18 protein-coding genes, 1 pseudogene and 1 riboswitch are annotated in these 19,404 nt (G+C 70.8%); of the genes and pseudogenes, 18 read left to right on the top strand and 1 reads right to left on the bottom strand.

The genetic code is table 11. From position 1 onward, the window contains the following. Positions 1-22 precede the first annotated feature (22 nt). The 11 genes from lepB (STTU_RS08055) (at position 23) to STTU_RS08005 (ending at position 10,118) form a co-directional block, all read left to right on the top strand. On the top strand, positions 23-718 hold the full coding sequence (gene lepB, locus STTU_RS08055) for a signal peptidase I (RefSeq protein WP_043254539.1): 696 nt from the start codon (positions 23-25) through the stop codon (positions 716-718). Continuing rightward, on the top strand, positions 711-2,015 hold the full coding sequence (gene lepB / locus STTU_RS08050; RefSeq protein WP_043254538.1) for a signal peptidase I: 1,305 nt from the start codon (positions 711-713) through the stop codon (positions 2,013-2,015). Before lepB (STTU_RS08055) ends, lepB (STTU_RS08050) begins: the two co-directional genes overlap by 8 nt. After that, positions 1,912-2,838: a signal peptidase I gene (gene lepB / locus STTU_RS08045; RefSeq protein WP_043254536.1), complete on the top strand. Its 927-nt coding sequence runs from the start codon at positions 1,912-1,914 to the stop codon at positions 2,836-2,838. Before lepB (STTU_RS08050) ends, lepB (STTU_RS08045) begins: the two co-directional genes overlap by 104 nt. A gap of 94 nt (positions 2,839-2,932) precedes the next feature. After that, complete coding sequence (gene lepB / locus STTU_RS08040) at positions 2,933-3,685, top strand: signal peptidase I (protein WP_063894604.1); 753 nt, start codon at positions 2,933-2,935, stop codon at positions 3,683-3,685. Between the two features lie 256 nt (positions 3,686-3,941). After that, complete coding sequence (locus tag STTU_RS08035) at positions 3,942-4,454, top strand: NUDIX hydrolase (protein WP_052862472.1); 513 nt, start codon at positions 3,942-3,944, stop codon at positions 4,452-4,454. A gap of 53 nt (positions 4,455-4,507) precedes the next feature. After that, positions 4,508-4,816 carry a DUF2469 domain-containing protein gene (locus tag STTU_RS08030; protein WP_007821609.1) on the top strand — a complete coding sequence of 103 codons (309 nt, stop codon included), beginning with the start codon at positions 4,508-4,510 and terminating at the stop codon, positions 4,814-4,816. A gap of 250 nt (positions 4,817-5,066) precedes the next feature. Then, positions 5,067-5,432: a YraN family protein gene (locus tag STTU_RS08025; protein WP_009068910.1), complete on the top strand. Its 366-nt coding sequence runs from the start codon at positions 5,067-5,069 to the stop codon at positions 5,430-5,432. Next, positions 5,433-7,049 carry a YifB family Mg chelatase-like AAA ATPase gene (locus STTU_RS08020; protein ID WP_007821605.1) on the top strand — a complete coding sequence of 539 codons (1,617 nt, stop codon included), beginning with the start codon at positions 5,433-5,435 and terminating at the stop codon, positions 7,047-7,049. After that, entirely contained in the window at positions 7,046-8,233 is a 1,188-nt protein-coding gene (gene dprA, locus STTU_RS08015; protein ID WP_043254534.1) for a DNA-processing protein DprA, read from the top strand. Before STTU_RS08020 ends, dprA begins: the two co-directional genes overlap by 4 nt. A 286-nt stretch (positions 8,234-8,519) precedes the next feature. Then, a complete protein-coding gene (gene whiG / locus STTU_RS08010) occupies positions 8,520-9,359 on the top strand; it encodes an RNA polymerase sigma factor WhiG (RefSeq protein ID WP_043254533.1) in 840 nt (279 codons plus the stop codon). Positions 9,360-9,557: 198 nt separating this feature from the next. Then, positions 9,558-10,118 (top strand): TetR/AcrR family transcriptional regulator, encoded by a 561-nt coding sequence (locus STTU_RS08005; protein WP_009068914.1) that lies wholly within the window; start codon positions 9,558-9,560, stop codon positions 10,116-10,118. 298 nt (positions 10,119-10,416) lie between these two features. On the opposite strand, the pseudogene STTU_RS32845 reads toward STTU_RS08005, so the two are convergent. Then, positions 10,417-10,938: pseudogene (locus STTU_RS32845) on the bottom strand (murein hydrolase activator EnvC family protein); the annotation flags it as partial. Positions 10,939-11,650: 712 nt separating this feature from the next. Between STTU_RS32845 and rpsB the strand changes: the two are divergent. From rpsB to STTU_RS07970, 7 genes are all read left to right on the top strand, one after another. Next, on the top strand, positions 11,651-12,559 hold the full coding sequence (gene rpsB, locus STTU_RS08000; RefSeq protein WP_007821594.1) for a 30S ribosomal protein S2: 909 nt from the start codon (positions 11,651-11,653) through the stop codon (positions 12,557-12,559). A gap of 159 nt (positions 12,560-12,718) precedes the next feature. Then, the gene (gene tsf / locus STTU_RS07995) at positions 12,719-13,558 is read left to right on the top strand and encodes a translation elongation factor Ts (RefSeq protein ID WP_009068917.1); all 840 of its coding nucleotides are present in this window, start codon (positions 12,719-12,721) and stop codon (positions 13,556-13,558) included. A 188-nt stretch (positions 13,559-13,746) separates the two neighbouring features. Further along, positions 13,747-14,520, top strand: coding sequence for a UMP kinase (pyrH, locus tag STTU_RS07990; RefSeq protein WP_010262000.1), 774 nt, complete (start codon positions 13,747-13,749; stop codon positions 14,518-14,520). Between the two features lie 184 nt (positions 14,521-14,704). Beyond that, positions 14,705-15,262, top strand: a complete 558-nt coding sequence (frr, locus tag STTU_RS07985; protein ID WP_008745390.1) for a ribosome recycling factor — start codon at positions 14,705-14,707, stop codon at positions 15,260-15,262. Continuing rightward, a complete protein-coding gene (locus tag STTU_RS07980; protein ID WP_007821588.1) occupies positions 15,262-16,386 on the top strand; it encodes a phosphatidate cytidylyltransferase in 1,125 nt (374 codons plus the stop codon). Before frr ends, STTU_RS07980 begins: the two co-directional genes overlap by 1 nt. A 262-nt stretch (positions 16,387-16,648) precedes the next feature. Further along, positions 16,649-17,758 (top strand): 23S rRNA (adenine(2503)-C(2))-methyltransferase RlmN, encoded by a 1,110-nt coding sequence (gene rlmN / locus STTU_RS07975; RefSeq protein WP_007821579.1) that lies wholly within the window; start codon positions 16,649-16,651, stop codon positions 17,756-17,758. A gap of 346 nt (positions 17,759-18,104) precedes the next feature. After that, positions 18,105-18,230, top strand: a riboswitch (TPP riboswitch). 75 nt (positions 18,231-18,305) lie between these two features. Further along, positions 18,306-19,394: a thiamine ABC transporter substrate-binding protein gene (locus STTU_RS07970; RefSeq protein ID WP_043254529.1), complete on the top strand. Its 1,089-nt coding sequence runs from the start codon at positions 18,306-18,308 to the stop codon at positions 19,392-19,394. Positions 19,395-19,404: the final 10 nt, after the last annotated feature.

Below are 19,404 nucleotides of genomic sequence, written 5' to 3'. Positions count from 1 at the left end.
CGCCCGATAGCATCGGGGCGCCATGGACACCGAAACGCAGGACACGGAGCGCGACCGCTCCGCCGTACCGAATCCGTCCGCACAAGCGACGGACCGGGCGGTGGAGGGGCCGCGCTCTCGTCTGTCCTGGCTGCCCGGCGGCGTCTGGACCGTCGCCGGACTGGCTCTTGTCGTCGTCCTGCTCCTCGTGAGCCGCTTCGTCGCGCAGCCCTTCGGGATTCCCAGCGCGTCGATGGAACCCGCGCTTCACGTCGGCGACCGTGTCATGGTCGACAAACTGGCGTACCGTTTCGGCGGAGAGCCGCGCCGCGGCGACGTCGTGGTCTTCGACGGCACCGGGTACTTCGGTGACGGCGACTACATCAAGCGCGTCGTGGGAGTCGGGGGTGACCGGGTGCGGTGCTGCGCCAAGGACGGCAGGCTCACGATCAACGGGAAGCCGGTCACCGAGCCCTTCCTGCACGCCGGGGACACGCCCTCGGACGTCGCCTTCGACATCGTGGTCCCGGCAGGACGCCTCTTCGTCCTCGGCGACCACCGCGCGGACTCCGCCGACTCGCGCGACCACCTCGGTTCGCCGGGCGGCGGCATGATCCCCCTCTCCGCCGTACGTGGCCGGGCGGACCTGGTGGTCTGGCCACCGAGCCGCTGGAACAGCCTCCAGCAACGCGACGCCTACGCGCCCGTTCCCGCGCCGTCCGCCGCGGCGCATGGGTAGGCACGGGGGACAGCCGGAGCGCCGCGGAGCGGCGGACGACGGCGATGACGACGACGCGGCGTCGCGCGCGCCTGGACCTCCGCCCGACGCGACGTGGCACGCCCCGTACGAGGACCGCGAGGCGGCGTACGGGGGGCGGGAGGCTCCGTACGAGGGCCGGGACGCGCGGTACGACGCGCAGGACGTGAACGACGCCGCGCGCTCGGTGAGCGACGTGCGGGCGCCATACGACGCGCACGACGCGTACGACGGCGCGGACTCCGTCGGCGACGCGCAGGCGACGTACGACGCGGAGGGCCGTACCCGACGCGACGTAGGACGCGTGGGACGTCGCGCGCGGGCACGTCGCGTCGCGCGCCGCAGACGTCGCGCGACGTTGCGCGAGATCCCGCTCCTCCTGGGCGCGGCGCTGCTCATCGCCCTCGTCCTGAAGACCTTCTTCGTGCAGGCGTTCGTGATCCCCTCGGGATCGATGGAGGAGACGCTGCGCATCGGGGACCGCGTGGTCGTCGACAAGCTCACACCGTGGTTCGGCGCCGACGTGCACCGGGGCGACGTCGTCGTCTTCCGCGACCCCGGCGGGTGGCTCGGCGCGGAGGAGCAAGGCCAGGACACCTCGTCCGGACCCGTACGGCAGCTGAAGAAGGGGCTGGCGTTCATCGGCCTGCTGCCGTCCGCCGACGAGAAGGACCTGATCAAACGCGTCGTAGGCGTCGGCGGCGACACCGTCGCCTGCTGCGACGCGCGGGGGCGGGTCACGGTCAACGGCCAGGCCGTGGAGGAGCCGTACGTGCGTGCGGGGAATAGGCCGTCCGAAGTGGAGTTCCGGGTCCGTGTCCCGGCCGGGCGCCTCTTCGTGCTGGGGGACCACCGGGCCGACTCGGGGGACTCCCGTTTCCACAGCGACGCCGGCTTCGACGGAACCGTCGCGGAAGACGCCGTGGTCGGGCGCGCCGTCGCCGTCGTCTGGCCGGTGGGGCACTGGTCCACGCCGGGGCACAGGGAGCGCTTCTCGCGGGTCCCCGACGCGGCGTCCGGGTGGCCCGTACGCACAGATGACTCGCATAGTCTGGCCCAGGCGCGGCCGAAGGCCGGCGTCGCGCTCCCGACCCCTGCGGAACTCCCGCTCGTTATGGGAGTGGTGGGCCCGCGCCTCCTACGGCGCGGGCAAGGGCTCGAAGTGAGGAGTGAGCGTGGGGGACGTCGCGGTGGGCGCCCGGTCCGGACACGAGGGGCCGGAAGAGCCGGAGCAGGGAGGCGCGGGTCCGGCCGGCGCCGGAGAAGGGCGGGAGCCTGAGGTGACCGAGTCCGGCGCGGACACCCCGCGAGGCCATGGCAGGACCAGCGCCCCGAAGAAGCCGCGGCCGTTCTGGAAGGAACTGCCGCTGCTCATCGTCATCGCCCTGGTCCTGGCGCTGATCATCAAGACGTTCCTGGTGCAGGCGTTCTCGATCCCGTCCGGCTCGATGCAGAACACCCTCCAGGTGAGCGACCGCGTACTCGTCGACAAGCTCACGCCGTGGTTCGGCTCGAAGCCCTCGCGCGGCGAGGTGATCGTCTTCAAGGACCCGGACCGCTGGCTGGAGAACGAGCCCACGCCCACGCCCAACATCCTCCAGAAGGGTCTCAGCTTCATCGGGCTGATGCCCTCCGCGGACGAGAAGGACCTGATCAAGCGCGTCATCGGCGTCGGCGGTGACACCGTCGAGTGCAACGGCACAGGCCCCCTCAAGGTCAACGGGAAGCCGCTCGACGAGCCGTACGTCTTCCAGGGGAACACCCCTTGCTCGGTTGACGAAGGTGGTCAATTCAAGGTCAAGGTGCCGAAGGACAAGCTGTGGGTGATGGGTGACCACCGCCAGGCGTCGGCCGACTCGCGGTACCACCAGACCGACCGCAACCAGGGCTTCGTCCCCGTCGACAACGTCATCGGCCGCGCTTTCGTGATCGCCTGGCCGCCGAACCGCTGGTCGACCCTCTCGGTCCCCGACACCTTCCACCAGTCCGGTCTCAACGCCGCGGCCTCCGCCACGGCCCCGGCCGCCCTCGGCCTCGTGGGCGCCTTCCCGCTCGTGCTCTGGCGCAGGCGGAGGCTTTCTGCCGAGCGTACCGACGGGTAGGGTGCCTCCCCAGACCGGCGATCATCGCGGCCGGACGCCCTGTGTCCCGGGCGCGCCGGCCCGGTGACGCACCGTTCCATCTGGGGGCACCACCATGAGCGCATCGTCCGGTACGGCCCCGCCCGGAAGCCGTACGGGAAACGTGCTGTCCGGCATCGTCGTCGCACTGGGGTTCGTGCTGCTCGTCGGTGGCTTCGCCTGGGGGGCCTGGGAGTACCGGCCGTACACGGTGCCCACGCCCTCCATGACCCCGACCATCGACGCCGGGAACCGCGTGCTCGGGCAACGCATATCGGGTGACGAGGTACGCCGCGGCGACGTGGTCGTCTTCAAGGACCGCGCCTGGGGCGACGAGACGCTGGTCAAACGCGTCGTGGCGGTGGGCGGCGACAAGGTCGCCTGCTGCACCGACGGCCACCTCACGGTCAATGGCAAGCAGATCGCCGAGCCCTACCTCCCCACCGACGCCGCGCACCGCGGCACGCGAGTCCCCGAGACGTCCGTGCCGAAGGGTCGCCTCTTCCTCCTCGGCGACGAACGCGCCGGCTCTCTCGACTCCACGGCCCACCTCGACGATGTCGCGCGCGGTTCCGTGCCCCGCTCCGCGGTCTCGGCCCGCGTGGACGCCGTCGTGGTGCCGTGGCGCGGCATGCTGGAGCGCCCGAGCGGTTTCGCCGGGCTCCCGGGCGGCATCTCCGCACCGGGGCCGCTGCGTCTGCTCCTCGGCTCTGTCGTCCTTGGCGCCGTACTGATCCTGGGCGGCGCGGCGTACGGCCCCCTCGCGCGACGTAGCGCGCTTCGCCGCGCGGCGCGACGGCGCAGGGAGGCGGCGACGAGTGCGGTCTGAGGACGGTGGCGACGGGGGTACGCGTCGTGACGGCGGTGCGCGCCCGGAAGGCGCGGTGCGTGGGGAGGACGACGCGTGGCGTGACGACACGACGCGTGGGGGCGATCGGGCAGGGAACGCGCGCGACGGGGCGACGTCGCGGCACGACGCCCCGTCCGGTGCGTACGACGCTCCGTCCGGTGCGTACGACGCGACGCTGCGTGACACGGTGCGACGTTCTGGAGACGCCGCATTGGTCGACGTCGCGCCGCAGCTTTTGCCCGAGACCGTCCCGCTTGGTGACACCCCTCCGCTACGCCGCGTAGCACGCGTCGTCCTGCTCGATCCGGACGACCGCATCCTGCTGATGCACGGACACGAGCCGGGCGACGTGGCCGACGCGTGGTGGTTCACCCCCGGCGGCGGTCTGGAGGGAGCCGAGACGCGTGAGCAGGCGGCCCTGCGGGAGCTGAGGGAGGAGACGGGGATCACCGAGGTTGCCCTCGGGCCCCTGATGTGGAGGCGGACCTGTTCCTTCTCGTTCGCGGGCCGGCGTTGGGACCAGGACGAGTGGTACTACCTCGCCCGTACGGCGCAGACCGCCACGGCGGCCGAGGGGCTGACCGAGCTGGAGCGCAGCAGCGTGGACGGCGCCCGGTGGTGGACGTGCGCCGAGCTGGAGGCCACGTCGGAGACGGTGTATCCCACCCGGCTCGCGTCGCTCCTGCGACGCCTGCTGCGCGAGGGACCGCCTCCGGTGCCCGAGATCCTCGCCACGGAAATCGCCTGAGAGTGGATGGGCAGGCGCACAATGGGGGGACGCACGGCTGAAGGGGAACTGCCATGAGCGCCGAGGACCTCGAAAAGTACGAGACCGAGATGGAGCTGAAGCTCTACCGGGAGTACCGCGACGTCGTCGGCCTGTTCAAATACGTGATCGAGACCGAACGGCGCTTCTACCTGACGAACGACTACGAGATGCAGGTGCACTCGGTGCAGGGCGAGGTGTTCTTCGAGGTGTCCATGGCGGACGCCTGGGTCTGGGACATGTACCGCCCCGCGCGCTTCGTGAAGCAGGTGCGGGTGCTCACGTTCAAGGACGTGAACATCGAGGAGCTGAACAAGACCGACCTGGATCTTCCCGGCGGCTGAACAGCGGCGACGAAGAGACCGGAGGGGCCCCGCGCGCGAGCATCGGGGCCCCTCCGGCGTTTCCGCTCGCCATACCCCACAAGGACGGGTGCTCGGCCCGGCCTGGGGATAACTCAGCGTTCCCGCCGACGCGCGTCACCCGAACGGGTGGGCGATTTTTCTTTTTCTCGGAGTTATCCACAGATTCCCGTTCGGCCCTCCCGCATCCCCTTGGCGTCCGTCACAGTCGGTGAGGAAGGAGGTGGTGTCCGTGAACACCAGAACGGCGCTGGGCAAGTACGGCGAGGAAGCCGCGGTGCGGGCGCTCTGCACGGCCGGGCTGCGGATCGTGGCACGCAACTGGCGGTGCGGTCGGGCCGGGGAGGTCGACATCGTCGCCCTGGACGGCGACACCCTGGTCATCTGCGAGGTGAAGACCCGCAAGGCCGAGGGATTCGAGCACCCGATGGCGGCGGTGCGGACCGCCAAGGTGGAGCGATTGCGGCGGCTCGCGGAGCTGTGGCTGAGCAAGCACGGAGGAGCGCCGCCGGGAGGCGTGCGCATCGATCTCGTCGGGGTCCTCGTTCCGCGTCGGTCGGGGGCCCCGGAGATCGAGCACGTGCGGGGGGTGGGCTGAATGGGCTTCGCCCGCACCTGCTCGGTGACCCTGCTCGGGATCGACGCGGTCGTGGTCGAGGTGCAGGCAGACCTCGAACCGGGCGTCGCGGCCTTCGCCCTGGTCGGGCTGCCGGACAAGAGCCTCGTCGAGAGCCGGGACAGGGTGCGTGCCGCTGTCGTCAACTCGGGTGCCGAGTGGCCGCAGAAGAAGCTGACCGTCGGGCTGAGTCCCGCGTCGGTCCCCAAGAGCGGCAGCGGCTTCGACCTCGCGGTGGCCTGCGCCGTCCTGGGGGCAACGGAGCGGATCGACCCCGCCGCGGTCGCCGACCTCGTGATGATCGGCGAGCTGGGCCTCGACGGACGCGTACGGCCCGTACGCGGCATTCTGCCGGGTGTCCTCGCCGCGGCCGACGCCGGCTACCGGCACGTGGTCGTCCCGGAAAGCTCGGCGGCCGAGGCGGCCCTCGTCCCCGGGATGTCCGTCCTCGGGGTACGCAGTCTGCGCCAGCTCGTCGCCGTGCTCACGGGCGAAACGGTCCCCGAGGAAGAGCCACTCGCTCCAGGCCGTCCCGACCCGTTGCTCACGGGTCTGTCGATGCCGGGCGCGGGCTTCGGGACCGGCGTGGCTCCCGGCCTCACGGACCGGCAGCCCGACCTGGAGGACGTCGCGGGGCAGCGCACGGCCCGCCGCGCCCTGGAGGTCGCCGCGGCGGGCGGCCACCACCTGCTGCTGCACGGACCGCCGGGAGCGGGAAAAACCATGCTCGCGGAGCGGCTGCCCGGCATCCTGCCGCCGCTGACCCGCCCCGAGTCGCTGGAGGTCACCGCGGTGCACTCGGTGGCGGGGATGCTGCCGCCCGGTCGGCCATTGGTGGAGTCGCCGCCGTACTGTGCGCCGCACCACTCCGCGACGATGCAGTCACTCGTGGGTGGCGGCGCGGGGCTGCCCCGCCCCGGAGCCGTCTCGCTGGCGCATCGAGGTGTGCTCTTTTTGGACGAGGCCCCCGAGTTCCACGCCCAGGTGCTGGACTCCTTGCGGCAGCCGCTTGAGTCGGGGTACGTGGTGATCGCGCGCTCGGCCGGGGTGGTGCGACTTCCGGCGAAGTTCCTCATGGTCCTTGCGGCCAATCCTTGCCCTTGTGGGCGCAGCGGCCTCGTGGGCGACCCCTGTGAGTGCCCGCCGGCCATGGTGCGTCGTTACCAGGCCCGGATCTCCGGGCCGCTGCTCGACCGCGTGGACCTCCATGTACGTGTCGATCCCATCGGCCGGGCGGAGCTCCACCTGGACCGCGCGGACAACGAGTCCACGAGCGTCGTGGCCGCACGGGTGCGCGAAGCGCGGGAGCGCGCGCTCGCCCGGTACCGCGACGAGCCGTGGCACTGCAACAGCGAGGTGCCCGGCCACGAATTGCGCACCCGCTGGCCACTCGCCCCGGGCGCGCTCGACACCGTGGCGAGGGACTTGGAGCGCGGCCTGCTGACGGCCCGGGGGCTCGACCGGGTGCTGCGCGTCGCCTGGACCCTGGCCGACCTGGCGGGCCACGACCGCCCCGACGCGGCGGCCCTGGCGCTGGCGCTGGAACTACGTACGGGCGTACGACGCGGAGCGGCCCTCACGACGGGAGCCCCCGCATGAGCGAGATCACCCGAGGGCCGGCAGGGGCGGGGGACGACGAGCGCCTGGCGCGCGCCGCGCTCAGCCGGGTGTTCGAACCGGGCGAGCCGAAGACCGGCGCTCTACTGCGGACCAGCGGCGGCGCCTTGCCGCTCCTGGAACGGCTGCGCGCGAGCGAAGGGCCCCCGAAAGGTTTTACGAAGGCTCGCTGGGAGGGACTGACCGCTCGTGCGGTGCGAGCGGACCCGCAGCGGGACCTGGAGCGTGCTGCCACGGTGGGTGCGCGCTTCGTGTCCCCGGGGGACCTCGAATGGCCGTCCCAGCTCGACGACCTTCAGGACACCCGGCCCCTCGGGCTGTGGGTGCGCGGGCCCGCCGACCTGCGCATGTGGTCGCTGCGGGCCGTCGCGCTGGTGGGAGCGCGGGCCTGCACGGACTACGGCACCTACCTGGCCGGGGCGCTCGCCGTGGGCCTCGCGGAGCGGGGCTGGGTCGTCGCTTCGGGGGGAGCGTTCGGGATCGACGGGGCGGCGCACCGAGGGGCGCTGGGCGTCGCTGGAGGCACGGTGGCGGTACTCGCCTGTGGCATCGACCGCGCCTATCCGCCGGGCCATGCGCGCCTCCTCGCGCGCATCGCCGAGCAGGGGCTCCTGCTCGGCGAGCTTCCGCCGGGTGAACATCCCACTCCGAGTCGCTTCGTGACGCGCAACCGTGTCATCGCCGCGCTGACGCGGGGGACCGTGGTCGTCGAGGCCGCGCTGCGCAGCGGGGCGCTGGTCACCGCACGCGCGGCCGAGCGGCTGGGGCGCCACGTCATGGGCGTTCCCGGTCCCGCCACCAGCGGGCTCTCCGCCGGAGTGCACGAACTCCTGCGCGGCCAGGCTCACCTGGTGACGGACGCGGCCGAGATCGTGGAACTGGTCGGGGAGATCGGTGAACTGGCCCCGGAGAAGCGCGGGCCCCTCGTGCCGAGAGATCTGCTGAGCCCCGAGGCGGCGTCCGTGCTCGCCGCGATGCCCGCCCGCGGGGTCGTGCCGGCAGAGAGCGTCGCCCTGGCCACCGTCACCGCCAAGGACGACGTGATCGCGCGCCTGTACGAGCTCCAGGCGCTCGGGTTCGTCGAACGGGACGGTGACGGCTGGCAGTTGACACGCCGGACGCGCACTACGGCTTCCGCGGGGTGGGAAAGAGGTGGTCGTGTGTGACCCGGACGGGTCGACGGGGCTCAAGTCCCCATTGTCCCGGGGGCGAAGCGCGCGGTGCCGTTGCGGAGCGTGACGGCACGCGTGGTCTCGCGGGGCGAGCGGAACGTATCTGCAAACGGGTAATCCCCTAACATGCGCACATTGCGACACCGTAGTCACGCTACGCTCACGACACTCCCACTCCCAGCAGGTGACCGGGCGGCCTCCCGCCCTCGCGGGCCCGGCCCGTATCCATAACCCCGCAGACGAACACCCCAGTTCGGCCCAGAACGACCCAAGGCGACGCATGCCCCAGCAGATCTCCGACTCCGACAGCGCGGCGGCTCCCCCCGCCGCCGGTGGCGACAGTGTCCAGCGCCGCGCCCCCCAGTCGGTGGACGAGCTGTGGCGCATGTACAAGACGACCGGGGACGCGCGCCTGCGCGAGCAGCTGATCCTGCACTACTCGCCCCTCGTGAAGTACGTCGCCGGGCGCGTCAGCGTCGGCCTGCCCCCCAACGTCGAGCAGGCCGACTTCGTCTCCTCCGGGGTCTTCGGGCTGATCGACGCGATCGAGAAGTTCGACATCGAGCGGTCCATCAAGTTCGAGACGTACGCGATCACCAGGATTCGCGGCGCCATGATCGACGAACTGCGCGCCCTCGACTGGATTCCCCGCTCCGTCCGCCAGAAAGCGCGCAACGTCGAACGCGCCTACGCGACGCTGGAAGCGAAGCTCCATCGCACCCCCACCGAGATGGAGGTGGCAAGCGAGATGGGCGTCGGCGTGGAGGACCTGCACGCCGTTTTCAGCCAGTTGTCCCTCGCCAACGTCGTGGCGCTGGAGGAACTTCTCAGCGTCGGCAGCGAGGGGGGCGGCCGGCTCAGCATCATGGACACCCTGGAGGACACAGGGGCCGACAATCCTGTCGAGGTCGCCGAGGGGCGCGAACTGCGCCAACTGCTCTCGCGGGCCATCAACTCGCTGCCGGACCGCGAGAAGACCGTGGTGATGCTCTACTACTACGAGGGGCTCACCCTCGCGGAGATCGGCCATGTGCTCGGCGTGACCGAGAGTCGGGTCAGTCAGATCCACACCAAGTCCGTACTCCAGCTCCGCGCGAAGCTGTCGAGCTTCGACACCTGAGGTCTGAGGTCTGAGGGCTGAGGTCCGACACTGCGCGGCGGATGCGACGTGGTGGGCCCATGCGCGGCCAGTGTTCTCCGGGGCGGCGGTGCGCTTTGCGAGAATTTGACCTCCTTTCATGTATCGGCACCCCGCGCCCTGGGCCGATGGGGGCGGCGTCCGTAAAGTGGATGGGTGCCAAGGATTCGAGCGGCCTCCGTGGCCGAGCACCGAGCGATGCAGCGCAGTGCCTTGCTGGACGCCGCGCGGACCCTGCTGTCCGAGGGCGGGACCGACGCGCTGACCTTCCCCGCGCTCGCCGAGCGCACCGGCCTGGCCCGGTCCTCGGTCTACGAGTACTTCCGTTCCCGGGGTGCCGTCGTCGAGGAACTCTGCGCCGTCGACTTCCCCGTGTGGGCGGCCGAGGTCGAACTGGCCATGACGGAGGCACCCACCGCGGCGGAGAAGATCGAGGCGTACGTCCGTCGCCAGCTCGACCTGGTTCGGGACCGAAGACACCGCGCCGTGGCCGCGATCTCCGCCAGTGAACTCGACCGCGGGGCACGGGAGAAGATCCGCGCCGCCCACGGCGGTCTCGTCGGCCTCGTCGTGGACGCGCTCAGCGACCTCGGCCACGAGGAGCCGCGCCTCGCGGCGATGCTCCTCCAAGGTGTCGTCGATGCCGCCGTGCGCCGGATCGAACTCGGGGTCGCCGAGGAGCCGGAGAAGATCGCCGACGCGGCCGTCGCCCTCGCTCTGCGTGGAGTGACCGGCTACTGACGCGCCGCTCCCGCTGCGCGGGCCGCCCCTGGACGTCCTCGTCGTGCGGGGTGACGTCATGCGGCCGGGCGTCGGGGGCGGGGGCCGGCGGTTGGGACGGGGGAGGCGACACCGGCTGCCGCGCGGAAGCGGGGCGCGCGACGCGTCGGTGGGTGGGCGTCGGCAGCAACGGATGTGCTGCGGGGGCCGCCGAACTGCCCGACGCCGACGCCTGCGGGAGAGGGCCTGTCGGCGGGAACAGGCGGGACGGGCCGAGGCCGAGCAACTCGGGAGGCAGCAGGCTCAGCGGATTGAGATACGCCTTCCCGCGCCGCAGTCCCCAGTGCAGGCACGGCGTCCCGCAGTGGTAGGCGCCGGCCCCGCTCAGCACGCCGAGCGGCTGCCCCGCCTCGACGACGTCCCCCTTGCGGACGGACGCCACGACGGGCTCGTACGTCGTCCGCAGCGGCGGGCTGCCGGTACCGGGCAGTTCCACGCTCACTACTCCGCGACCCCCTACGGGACCAGCGAAGACGACCTTGCCGGCTGCTGCCGCCCGTACGACCGTGCCCTCGCTCGCTCCCAGGTCGACACCCCGGTGACCCGGACCGTACGGGGTGGCCGGAGGCTCCCAGCCGCGCAGCACCGGGGGCGGCGCGGAAACCGGCCAGGAGCGCGCGGTGGGGTCCGGTGAGGTCGGGTCCGGCGCGGCGGGGTTGGGGGGTGCGGGGGAGCGGGGCGGCCTCTGTGCAAGGCCGCTTGCGCGCGTACCGCCGCCGCTGCCTCCTGAGCCTGTGGAATTCCGAACCGATGTGCCGCTTGTCCTATGAGCGCCGGTCATACGACTGTCGGTCGTGCCGGTCGTCCGAGTGGTAGTCGTACGAGCGATCGTCGTACGAGTCGAAGCCGGAGGTCTCTTGTGAGGACGGCGCTGCGGCGGGCAGTCGGCGGTGCGCGTCCCGGGCGGAGACTGGGTCGCCGGAGGCGCCGTCGCCGGGGCCCGGCTCGCGGTGCAGGTGTGCGCCGCACTTTCCGGGGACTCTTGAGCTGCCCACGTCGCAGCCCAAGCGGCCAGCGAGGCCGCGAGGGTGGCCGAGGCGGCAGCGAGAACCGCCGTACCCAGGCGCAGAAGAGAACGTGCGCGAAGTGAAGCCTCAGGGGTGGTCGCCATCAGTGACCCTCGCCTTTCTCTGTGCAGGTCAAACCGCCGCGCAGGTGCGACGGCACTGCACTTGGTCACGGAGTGTTGCCCTCCATGAGTAAAGCGTGACGCATGTGCAAGTCCGCCAGCGCCACTTTCTGGCGATCTGTGGATAACTGGCCCGTTACGGATATCGCCGTCACCCGGAAGCGTGGCGGTCCCGTACACTTCTCGTGGCGATCCGGGGTCCCGGATCGACTTCGCACGCCCCGACATCGGTGGGATTCCTCCCGCACGACGGTGGGTTCTCCGATGTCCGCGCTTCTCGGTCCCTTGTGGCGCAGCGCGACCGGGGCGTCAGGAGCGTTGGCCGACCGGCCGGCGCAACCGGGAAAAACAAGGAGATACGGCCATGGCCGTTGTCACGATGCGGGAGCTGCTGGAAAGCGGCGTCCACTTCGGTCACCAGACCCGTCGTTGGAACCCGAAGATGAAGCGCTTCATCTTCACGGAGCGCAACGGCATCTACATCATCGACTTGCTCCAGTCGCTGTCGTACATCGACCGCGCCTACGAGTTCGTCAAGGAGACCGTCGCCCACGGCGGCACGGTCATGTTCGTCGGCACGAAGAAGCAGGCGCAGGAGGCCATCGCGGAGCAGGCCACCCGCGTCGGCATGCCCTACGTCAACCAGCGCTGGCTGGGCGGCATGCTCACCAACTTCTCCACCGTCTACAAGCGCCTGCAGCGCCTGAAGGAACTCGAGCAGATCGACTTCGAGGACGTGGCCGCCTCCGGCCTCACCAAGAAGGAGCTGCTCGTTCTCTCCCGCGAGAAGGCCAAGCTGGAGAAGACCCTCGGCGGTATCCGCGAGATGCAGAAGGTGCCCAGCGCCGTCTGGATCGTGGACACCAAGAAGGAGCACATCGCCGTCGGTGAGGCGCGCAAGCTCAACATCCCGGTCGTCGCGATCCTCGACACCAACTGCGACCCCGACGAGGTCGACTACAAGATCCCGGGCAACGACGACGCGATCCGCTCCGTCACCCTGCTCACCCGCGTGATCGCCGACGCCGTCGCCGAGGGCCTCATCGCCCGCTCCGGCGCCGCCACCGGCGACTCCAAGCCGGGCGAGAAGGCCGCCGGTGAGCCGCTGGCCGAGTGGGAGCGCGACCTGCTCGACGGCGACAAGAAGGACGAGTCCGCCGCCGAGGCCGAGGTCCAGACCTCCGCCGAGACCGAGAAGGTCGCCGACGCCGAGGTCGCCGAGGTTCCGGCCGCCGAGGCCGAGGCCGTCGAGGCGCCGGCCGAGCAGGCCTGACCTTCCGGGGTTGCTGACGGCGGGGGCCAGGCGGCCCCCGCCGTCCACCCGTAGAATCCCGCGGTCCGAGGGTGCCCACGCCGCTCACCTCCGGTGGCGGCGGCAGGGCCGCGCCGTACGGACCGCGCCCTCCAGACTTCGAGAAAGACTCACAGGATCATGGCTGCGAACTACACCGCCGCCGACGTCAAGAAGCTCCGCGAGCTGACCGGCGCCGGCATGATGGACTGCAAGAAGGCGCTGGACGAGGCCGAGGGCGACGTCGACAAGGCCGTCGAGCTTCTCCGCGTCAAGGGCCAGAAGGGCGTCGCCAAGCGCGAGGGCCGCTCCGCCGAGAACGGCGCCGTCGTCTCCCTCCTCGCCGACGACCACACCTCCGGCGTCCTCGTCGAGCTGAAGTGCGAGACCGACTTCGTCGCCAAGGGCGAGAAGTTCCAGGCCGTCGCCAACACGCTGGCCGAGCACATCGCGAAGTCGTCCCCCGCCGACCTGGAGGCGCTGCTCGCCTCCGAGATCGAGGCCGGCAAGACCGTCCAGGCGTACGTGGACGAGGCCAACGCCAACCTCGGCGAGAAGATCGTCCTCGACCGCTTCGCGCAGTTCTCCGGCGGCTACGTCGCGACGTACATGCACCGCACGATGCCCGACCTGCCGCCGCAGATCGGTGTCCTGGTCGAGCTCGACAAGGAGAACGCCGAGGTCGCCAAGGACGTCGCGCAGCACATCGCCGCCTTCGCGCCGAAGTACCTCTCGCGCGAGGACGTCCCGGCCGAGGTCGTCGAGTCCGAGCGCCGCGTCGCCGAGGAGACCTCGCGCAACGAGGGCAAGCCCGAGGCCGCGCTCCCCAAGATCGTCGAGGGTCGCGTCAACGGCTTCTTCAAGGAGGTCACCCTCCTCGACCAGCCGTTCGCCAAGGACAACAAGAAGTCCGTCAAGAAGGTCCTGGACGAGGCCGGTGTCACCCTGAAGCGCTTCGTGCGCATCAAGGTCGGCATCTGAGTCCGTACCACGACCGGCTCGGCGTCCCGCCCGGTACCCGCCGGACGGGGCGCGGAGTTCCTTGTCCCGCACCCCACAGGGCGCGGGACAAGGCGCTGATCTGACGAGGAGGCCATTGCCGTGCACGGGGTGCCCACAACGCCCGCCGGCAATGGCCTTCTTGCTATGTGCATCACGAGGAGAACCCCATGACCATGGCCGAAGCCGACAAAACCACCGATTCCAGCGTGCACGGCAAGGGCGCCGGCCGCTTCTTGCTGAAGCTGTCCGGTGAGGCGTTCGCCGGTGGCGGCGGGCTCGGGGTCGACCCCGACGTGGTGCACACCATCGCGCGCGAGATCGCCGCCGTCGTACGCGACGGTGCCCAGATCGCCGTCGTCATCGGCGGGGGCAACTTCTTCCGCGGCGCCGAGCTGCAGCAGCGCGGCATGGACCGCGCGCGGTCCGACTACATGGGCATGCTCGGCACGGTCATGAACTGCCTCGCGCTCCAGGACTTCCTGGAGAAGGAGGGCATCGACTCCCGCGTCCAGACGGCGATCACGATGGGACAGGTGGCCGAGCCGTACATCCCGCTGCGCGCCGTGCGGCACCTGGAGAAGGGGCGCGTCGTCATCTTCGGCGCAGGCATGGGGATGCCGTACTTCTCCACCGACACCACCGCCGCGCAGCGCGCCCTGGAGATCCACGCCGAAGCCCTCCTGATGGGCAAGAACGGCGTGGACGGCGTCTACGACTCGGACCCGAAGACCAACGCCGACGCCGTCAAGTTCGACGCCCTCGGCTACGGCGAGGTCATCACGCGCGACCTCAAGGTCGCCGACATGACCGCCATCACCCTCTGCCGCGACAACAAGCTCCCGATCCTCGTCTTCGAGCTGCTGACCGCGGGCAATATCGCCCGGGCGGTCAAGGGTGAGAAGATCGGCACGCTCGTGAGCGACCAGGGCACTCGGGCCTGACCGCCGCGTGCTCCGGCCGCCCTCGTGGGCGAGCACGGAGCGCCGCCGCCGCGCGATGGGATGGACAAAGCCCCGTCGCTCGGACACCGTGCAGTACGGAAGCGACGCAGCCGGACCTGTGCGCCTCTCGCCCCCCGGCGGGACGAACCTCATCAGGCCAACTCAAGACACGCAGGAGCAAGTGGTGATCGAAGAGATCCTCCTCGAAGCAGAGGAGAAGATGGAGAAGGCCGTGGTGGTCGCCAAGGAGGACTTGGCAGCCATTCGCACCGGTCGCGCGCACCCGGCGATGTTCAACAAGATCGTCGCGGACTACTACGGGGCGCTGACGCCGATCAACCAGCTCGCCTCGTTCTCGGTGCCCGAGCCCCGTATGGCCGTCGTGACGCCGTTCGACAAGAGCGCGCTGCGCAACATCGAGCAGGCCATCCGCGACTCGGACCTCGGCGTCAACCCGAGCAACGACGGGCACATCATCCGGGTGGTCTTCCCGGAGCTGACCGAAGAACGCCGCAAGGAGTTCATCAAGGTCGCACGGACCAAGGGCGAGGACGCACGCGTCTCGATCCGCGCCGTGCGTCGCAAGGCCAAGGACGCCCTCGACAAGCTGGTCAAGGACAAGGAGACCGGCGAGGACGAGGTGCGCCGCGCGGAGAAGGAGCTCGACGACACCACCGCGAAGTACGTCGCGCAGGTGGACGAGCTGCTCAAGCACAAGGAATCCGAGCTGCTTGAGGTCTGATGAACGACTCCTCCTGGGACGCGCCGTCCCGTACCGGATACGGCGAGCCGTGGCCCACCTCCGGACAGGGGGCTGCCTCGGCGGGTCCCGTGTACGAAGGGCATGACGTCCAAGAGACTCGGCCCATGCCCATCGTGCCCGACGTACCCGCGAACGGCGGCGACCAGGACGACGACCGGGGGGCCGCTCGGCTGAGTGGTCCCCTGTTCCGCGACGAGGTGCCGCGGGAGCCCGGCCGGACCGAGCCCGTACCGCCCGCGACCCCGGTCGCGCAGCCGTCCCCGGCACCGAGCCCCGGCCGGCAGAAGAAGAGCGCCGGCCGGAACCTGGGGGCGGCCATAGGGGTCGGCCTCGGTCTCGGCGTCGTTGTCGTCGCGTCGTTGTTCATCGTCAAGGCCGTCTTCGTCGGCGTCATAGCGCTCGCCGTCGTCGTCGGCCTGTGGGAGCTGACCTCCCGCCTCGCCGAGCGCAAGCAGATCAAGGCGCCGCTGATTCCGCTCGCGGCGGGCGGCGTCGCGATGGTCGTCGCGGGCTACGTGCGGGGCGCCGAGGGCGCGTGGGTGGCGATGGCGCTGACGGCGCTCGTCGTGCTCCTCTGGCGGATGTTCCAGCCGCCGGAGGGCTATCTGCGCGACGTCACGGCGGGCGTCTTCGCGACGTTCTACGTGCCGTTCCTCGCGACGTTCGTCGCGCTGCTGCTCACGGCGGACGACGGGCCGCGGCGCGTGCTGCTCTTCCTCGTGCTCACGGTCGTGAGCGACACCGGCGCGTACGCGGTGGGCTGGCGCTTCGGCACGCACAAGCTCGCCCCCCGCATCAGCCCCGGCAAGACGCGCGAGGGACTCCTGGGCGCGGTGAGCTTCGCCATGGTCGCTGGCGCGCTGCTGATGCAGTTCATGATCGACGACGGTCAGTGGTGGCAGGGGCTGCTCCTCGGCCTGGCCGTCGCGGGCAGCGCCACCCTGGGCGACCTGGGTGAGTCCATGATCAAGCGGGACCTGGGGATCAAGGACATGGGAACGCTGCTGCCCGGCCACGGCGGCATCATGGACCGGCTCGACTCGCTGCTGCCCACGGCGCCCGTCGTGTGGCTGCTGCTCGTCCTGTTCGTCGGCTCGGGCTGAGGGCCGGGCGGCTTTCGCGACGAGGTCCGTGCCGGGCTGGGGCTGATGCCTCTCCTTCGACTCGGGGTGAGGTCCGGGCGCGCGTTACGCTGAAAGGGTCCGCCGTGACGTACGGCGGACCCTTTCGTGTACGGCCTCACGCCGCGTCGCGCCCCGCAGGGCGACATCGCGCACCGTACGCCGCCCCCGAGGCGCCCACCCGGCGCGTCGTCGCGTCCCCAGGGGCGCGCGGCGCCGCACCGTATCTGAGGAGTATTGGCCCATGCCGCCCGCACCGGGAGAACTCACCTTCGTCGCGCCGCGCGGTGCCAAGAAGCCCCCTCGTCACCTCGCCGACCTCAGCCCCGCCGAGCGCAAGGAGGCCGTCGCCGCCATCGGCGAGAAGCCGTTCCGCGCCAAGCAGCTCTCGCAGCACTACTTCGCCCGCTACGCCCAGGACCCGGCGCAGTGGACCGACATCCCCGCCGCGGCGCGGGGGCGGCTCCAGGAGGCGCTGCTGCCCGAGTTGATGTCGGTCGTGCGGCACATCTCGTGCGACGACGACACGACGCGCAAGACGCTGTGGCGTCTCTTCGACGGCACGCTCGTCGAGTCGGTGCTCATGCGCTACCCCGACCGCGTCACCATGTGCATCTCCTCGCAGGCGGGCTGCGGCATGAACTGCCCGTTCTGCGCGACGGGGCAGGCCGGCCTCGACCGCAATCTCTCGGCGGCCGAGATCGTCCACCAGATCGTCGAGGGCATGCGCGCGCTGCGCGACGGGGAGATTCCCGGCGGACCGGCGAGGCTCTCCAACATCGTCTTCATGGGCATGGGCGAGCCTCTTGCCAACTACAACCGCGTCGTGGGCGCCATCCGAAGGCTCACCGACCCGGAGCCCGACGGGCTCGGGCTCTCGCAGCGCGGCATCACGGTGTCCACCGTGGGCTTGGTGCCCGCGATCCATCGTTTCGCGGACGAAGGGTTCAAGTGCAGGCTCGCCGTCTCGCTGCACGCCCCGGACGACGAGCTCCGGGACACGCTGGTGCCCGTCAACACGCGGTGGAAGGTACGTGAAGTTCTGGACGCCGCGTGGGAGTACGCGGAGAAGTCGGGGCGGCGGGTGTCGATCGAGTACGCGCTCATCCGCGACATCAACGACCAGGCGTGGCGCGGCGACCTCCTGGGCCGGCTCCTGAAGAACAAGCGCGTGCACGTCAACCTCATCCCGCTCAACCCGACGCCCGGGTCGAAGTGGACCGCGTCGCGGCCGGAGGACGAGCGCGCCTTCGTGGACGCGATCGCGGCTCATGGTGTGCCGGTGACGGTGCGCGACACCCGGGGGCAGGAGATCGACGGCGCGTGCGGGCAGTTGGCGGCGGCGGAGCGCTGAGGGAGCATGGCGCGGCGGCGCAGGGCGGCGGGGTGCCGCGTGTGCCGCGAGGTGACGTGGTGCCGCGACGCGACGTGGTGGCGTGCGACGCGGCGTGCGTGGGTGTGGGCAGGATGCGGCGGGGCAGGCGCAGGGCATGTCGTGTGCACGATGCGGCGTGGACGTCGCGCAGGCGAGGCGGCGAGGACGTGGGGCACGCGACGTGGCGTGGACGGCGCGAGGCACGTCGCACGCGGTGCGGCCTGGACGGCACCGGTGCCCCGCGCGGCGTAGCGATAGGGTGGGAGAGCAGCATCGCTCGCGGCGCGTCCGGGAGCGCGACATCTTCATACTCCGTACGACGTACACATTCCGACAGGGGAGCGCCACAGCGCTGAGAGTGCGACACCACACCGGTCACCGGTGTACAGGTCGCAGACCCTCTGAACCTCGCCCGGGTCATTCCGGGTAGGGAGTTCGGTCACCACTCATGCTGTTGTGCCCTGCCCGCGGCCTCGCCGGCCGCGGGCAGGGCCGCGTCTTCTCCTGGCCACCCCAGGAGGAATTCATGTCCACCCGACGCAAGACCGTCGCCGCCATAGTCGCGGCGGGTCTGGCCGCTACCGGCCTCGCCGCCTGCGGCGACGACTCGGCGGCCGATGCCGGCCCGTCGAGCGGCAAGACCGTCACACTCGTCAGCCACGACTCCTTCGCCGCTTCCAAGAGCGTGCTGAAGAAGTTCGAGCAGAAGACCGGGTACCGCCTCAAGGTCCTCAAGAGCGGCGATGCCGGTCAGGCGGTGAACCAGGCCGTCCTCACCAAGGGGCGTCCTCAGGGCGACGTCTTCTTCGGCGTCGACAACACCCTGCTGTCCCGCGCCCTGGATCAGGGAGTCTTCCAGCCGTACGAGGCGAAGGGACTCTCCGCCGTCCCCGCAGACCTCCAACTCGACGGCAAGCGGCACCGTGTCACCCCCATCGACACGGGTGACATATGCGTCAACTACGACAAGAAGTACTTCGAGGGTAAGAAGCTCGACCCGCCGAAGACCCTCGCCGACCTCGCCGACCCCGCCTACAAGAACCTGCTCGTGACGGAGAACACCGCGACGTCTTCGCCGGGTCTCGGCTTCCTCCTCGGAAGCGTCGCGCAGTACGGGGAGCGGGGGTGGCAGACGTACTGGAAGAAGCTTCGCGCCAACGGCGTCAAGGTCGTGGACAGCTGGGAGCAGGCGTACAACGAGGAGTTCTCGGGCTCCGCCGGTGGACACAAGGCGGGCGGCGACCGGCCGCTCGTCGTCTCGTACGCCTCCAGCCCGCCCGTCGAGGTCCTCTACGCGGATCCGCGGCCCGAGGACGCGCCCACGGGTGTCGCGACCGGGACGTGCTTCCGGCAGACGGAGTTCGCGGGTCTGCTCGACGGTGCGCCCAACCCGGAGGGCGGCAAGGCGCTCCTCGACTTCCTGCTGAGCGACACCTTCCAGCGGGACATGCCGCTCCAGATGTTCGTCAATCCGGTCGTCAAGGGGACGGCGCTGCCGGATCTGTTCACGCGGTACGGAGCGGAGGCCGACGGAGCGCGGACCGTCGCGCCGCAGAAGATCGCCGAGCACCGTGAGGACTGGATCAACGCCTGGACCTCACTGGTCGTCAAGTGAGGTCGCGCGG

The organism is Streptomyces sp. Tu6071, from assembly GCF_000213055.1.
Classification (GTDB): domain Bacteria; phylum Actinomycetota; class Actinomycetes; order Streptomycetales; family Streptomycetaceae; genus Streptomyces; species Streptomyces evansiae.
Note: the sequence above shows the minus strand (reverse complement) of the source record. Positions and strands in the feature narration are given on the sequence as shown.

Excerpts from the sequence above, each read along its gene's own strand:
- dprA (WP_043254534.1), top strand. The coding sequence starts at position 7,046 with ATGAGCGAGATCACCCGAGGGCCGGCAGGGGCGGGGGACGACGAGCGC.
- lepB (WP_043254539.1), top strand. The coding sequence starts at position 23 with ATGGACACCGAAACGCAGGACACGGAGCGCGACCGCTCCGCCGTACCG.
- whiG (WP_043254533.1), top strand. The coding sequence starts at position 8,520 with ATGCCCCAGCAGATCTCCGACTCCGACAGCGCGGCGGCTCCCCCCGCC.
- STTU_RS08020 (WP_007821605.1), top strand. The coding sequence starts at position 5,433 with ATGGGCTTCGCCCGCACCTGCTCGGTGACCCTGCTCGGGATCGACGCG.
- rpsB (WP_007821594.1), top strand. The coding sequence starts at position 11,651 with ATGGCCGTTGTCACGATGCGGGAGCTGCTGGAAAGCGGCGTCCACTTC.
- lepB (WP_063894604.1), top strand. The coding sequence starts at position 2,933 with ATGAGCGCATCGTCCGGTACGGCCCCGCCCGGAAGCCGTACGGGAAAC.
- STTU_RS08030 (WP_007821609.1), top strand. The coding sequence starts at position 4,508 with ATGAGCGCCGAGGACCTCGAAAAGTACGAGACCGAGATGGAGCTGAAG.
- STTU_RS07980 (WP_007821588.1), top strand. The coding sequence starts at position 15,262 with ATGAACGACTCCTCCTGGGACGCGCCGTCCCGTACCGGATACGGCGAG.
- lepB (WP_043254538.1), top strand. The coding sequence starts at position 711 with ATGGGTAGGCACGGGGGACAGCCGGAGCGCCGCGGAGCGGCGGACGAC.
- pyrH (WP_010262000.1), top strand. The coding sequence starts at position 13,747 with ATGACCATGGCCGAAGCCGACAAAACCACCGATTCCAGCGTGCACGGC.
- tsf (WP_009068917.1), top strand. The coding sequence starts at position 12,719 with ATGGCTGCGAACTACACCGCCGCCGACGTCAAGAAGCTCCGCGAGCTG.
- rlmN (WP_007821579.1), top strand. The coding sequence starts at position 16,649 with ATGCCGCCCGCACCGGGAGAACTCACCTTCGTCGCGCCGCGCGGTGCC.
- STTU_RS07970 (WP_043254529.1), top strand. The coding sequence starts at position 18,306 with ATGTCCACCCGACGCAAGACCGTCGCCGCCATAGTCGCGGCGGGTCTG.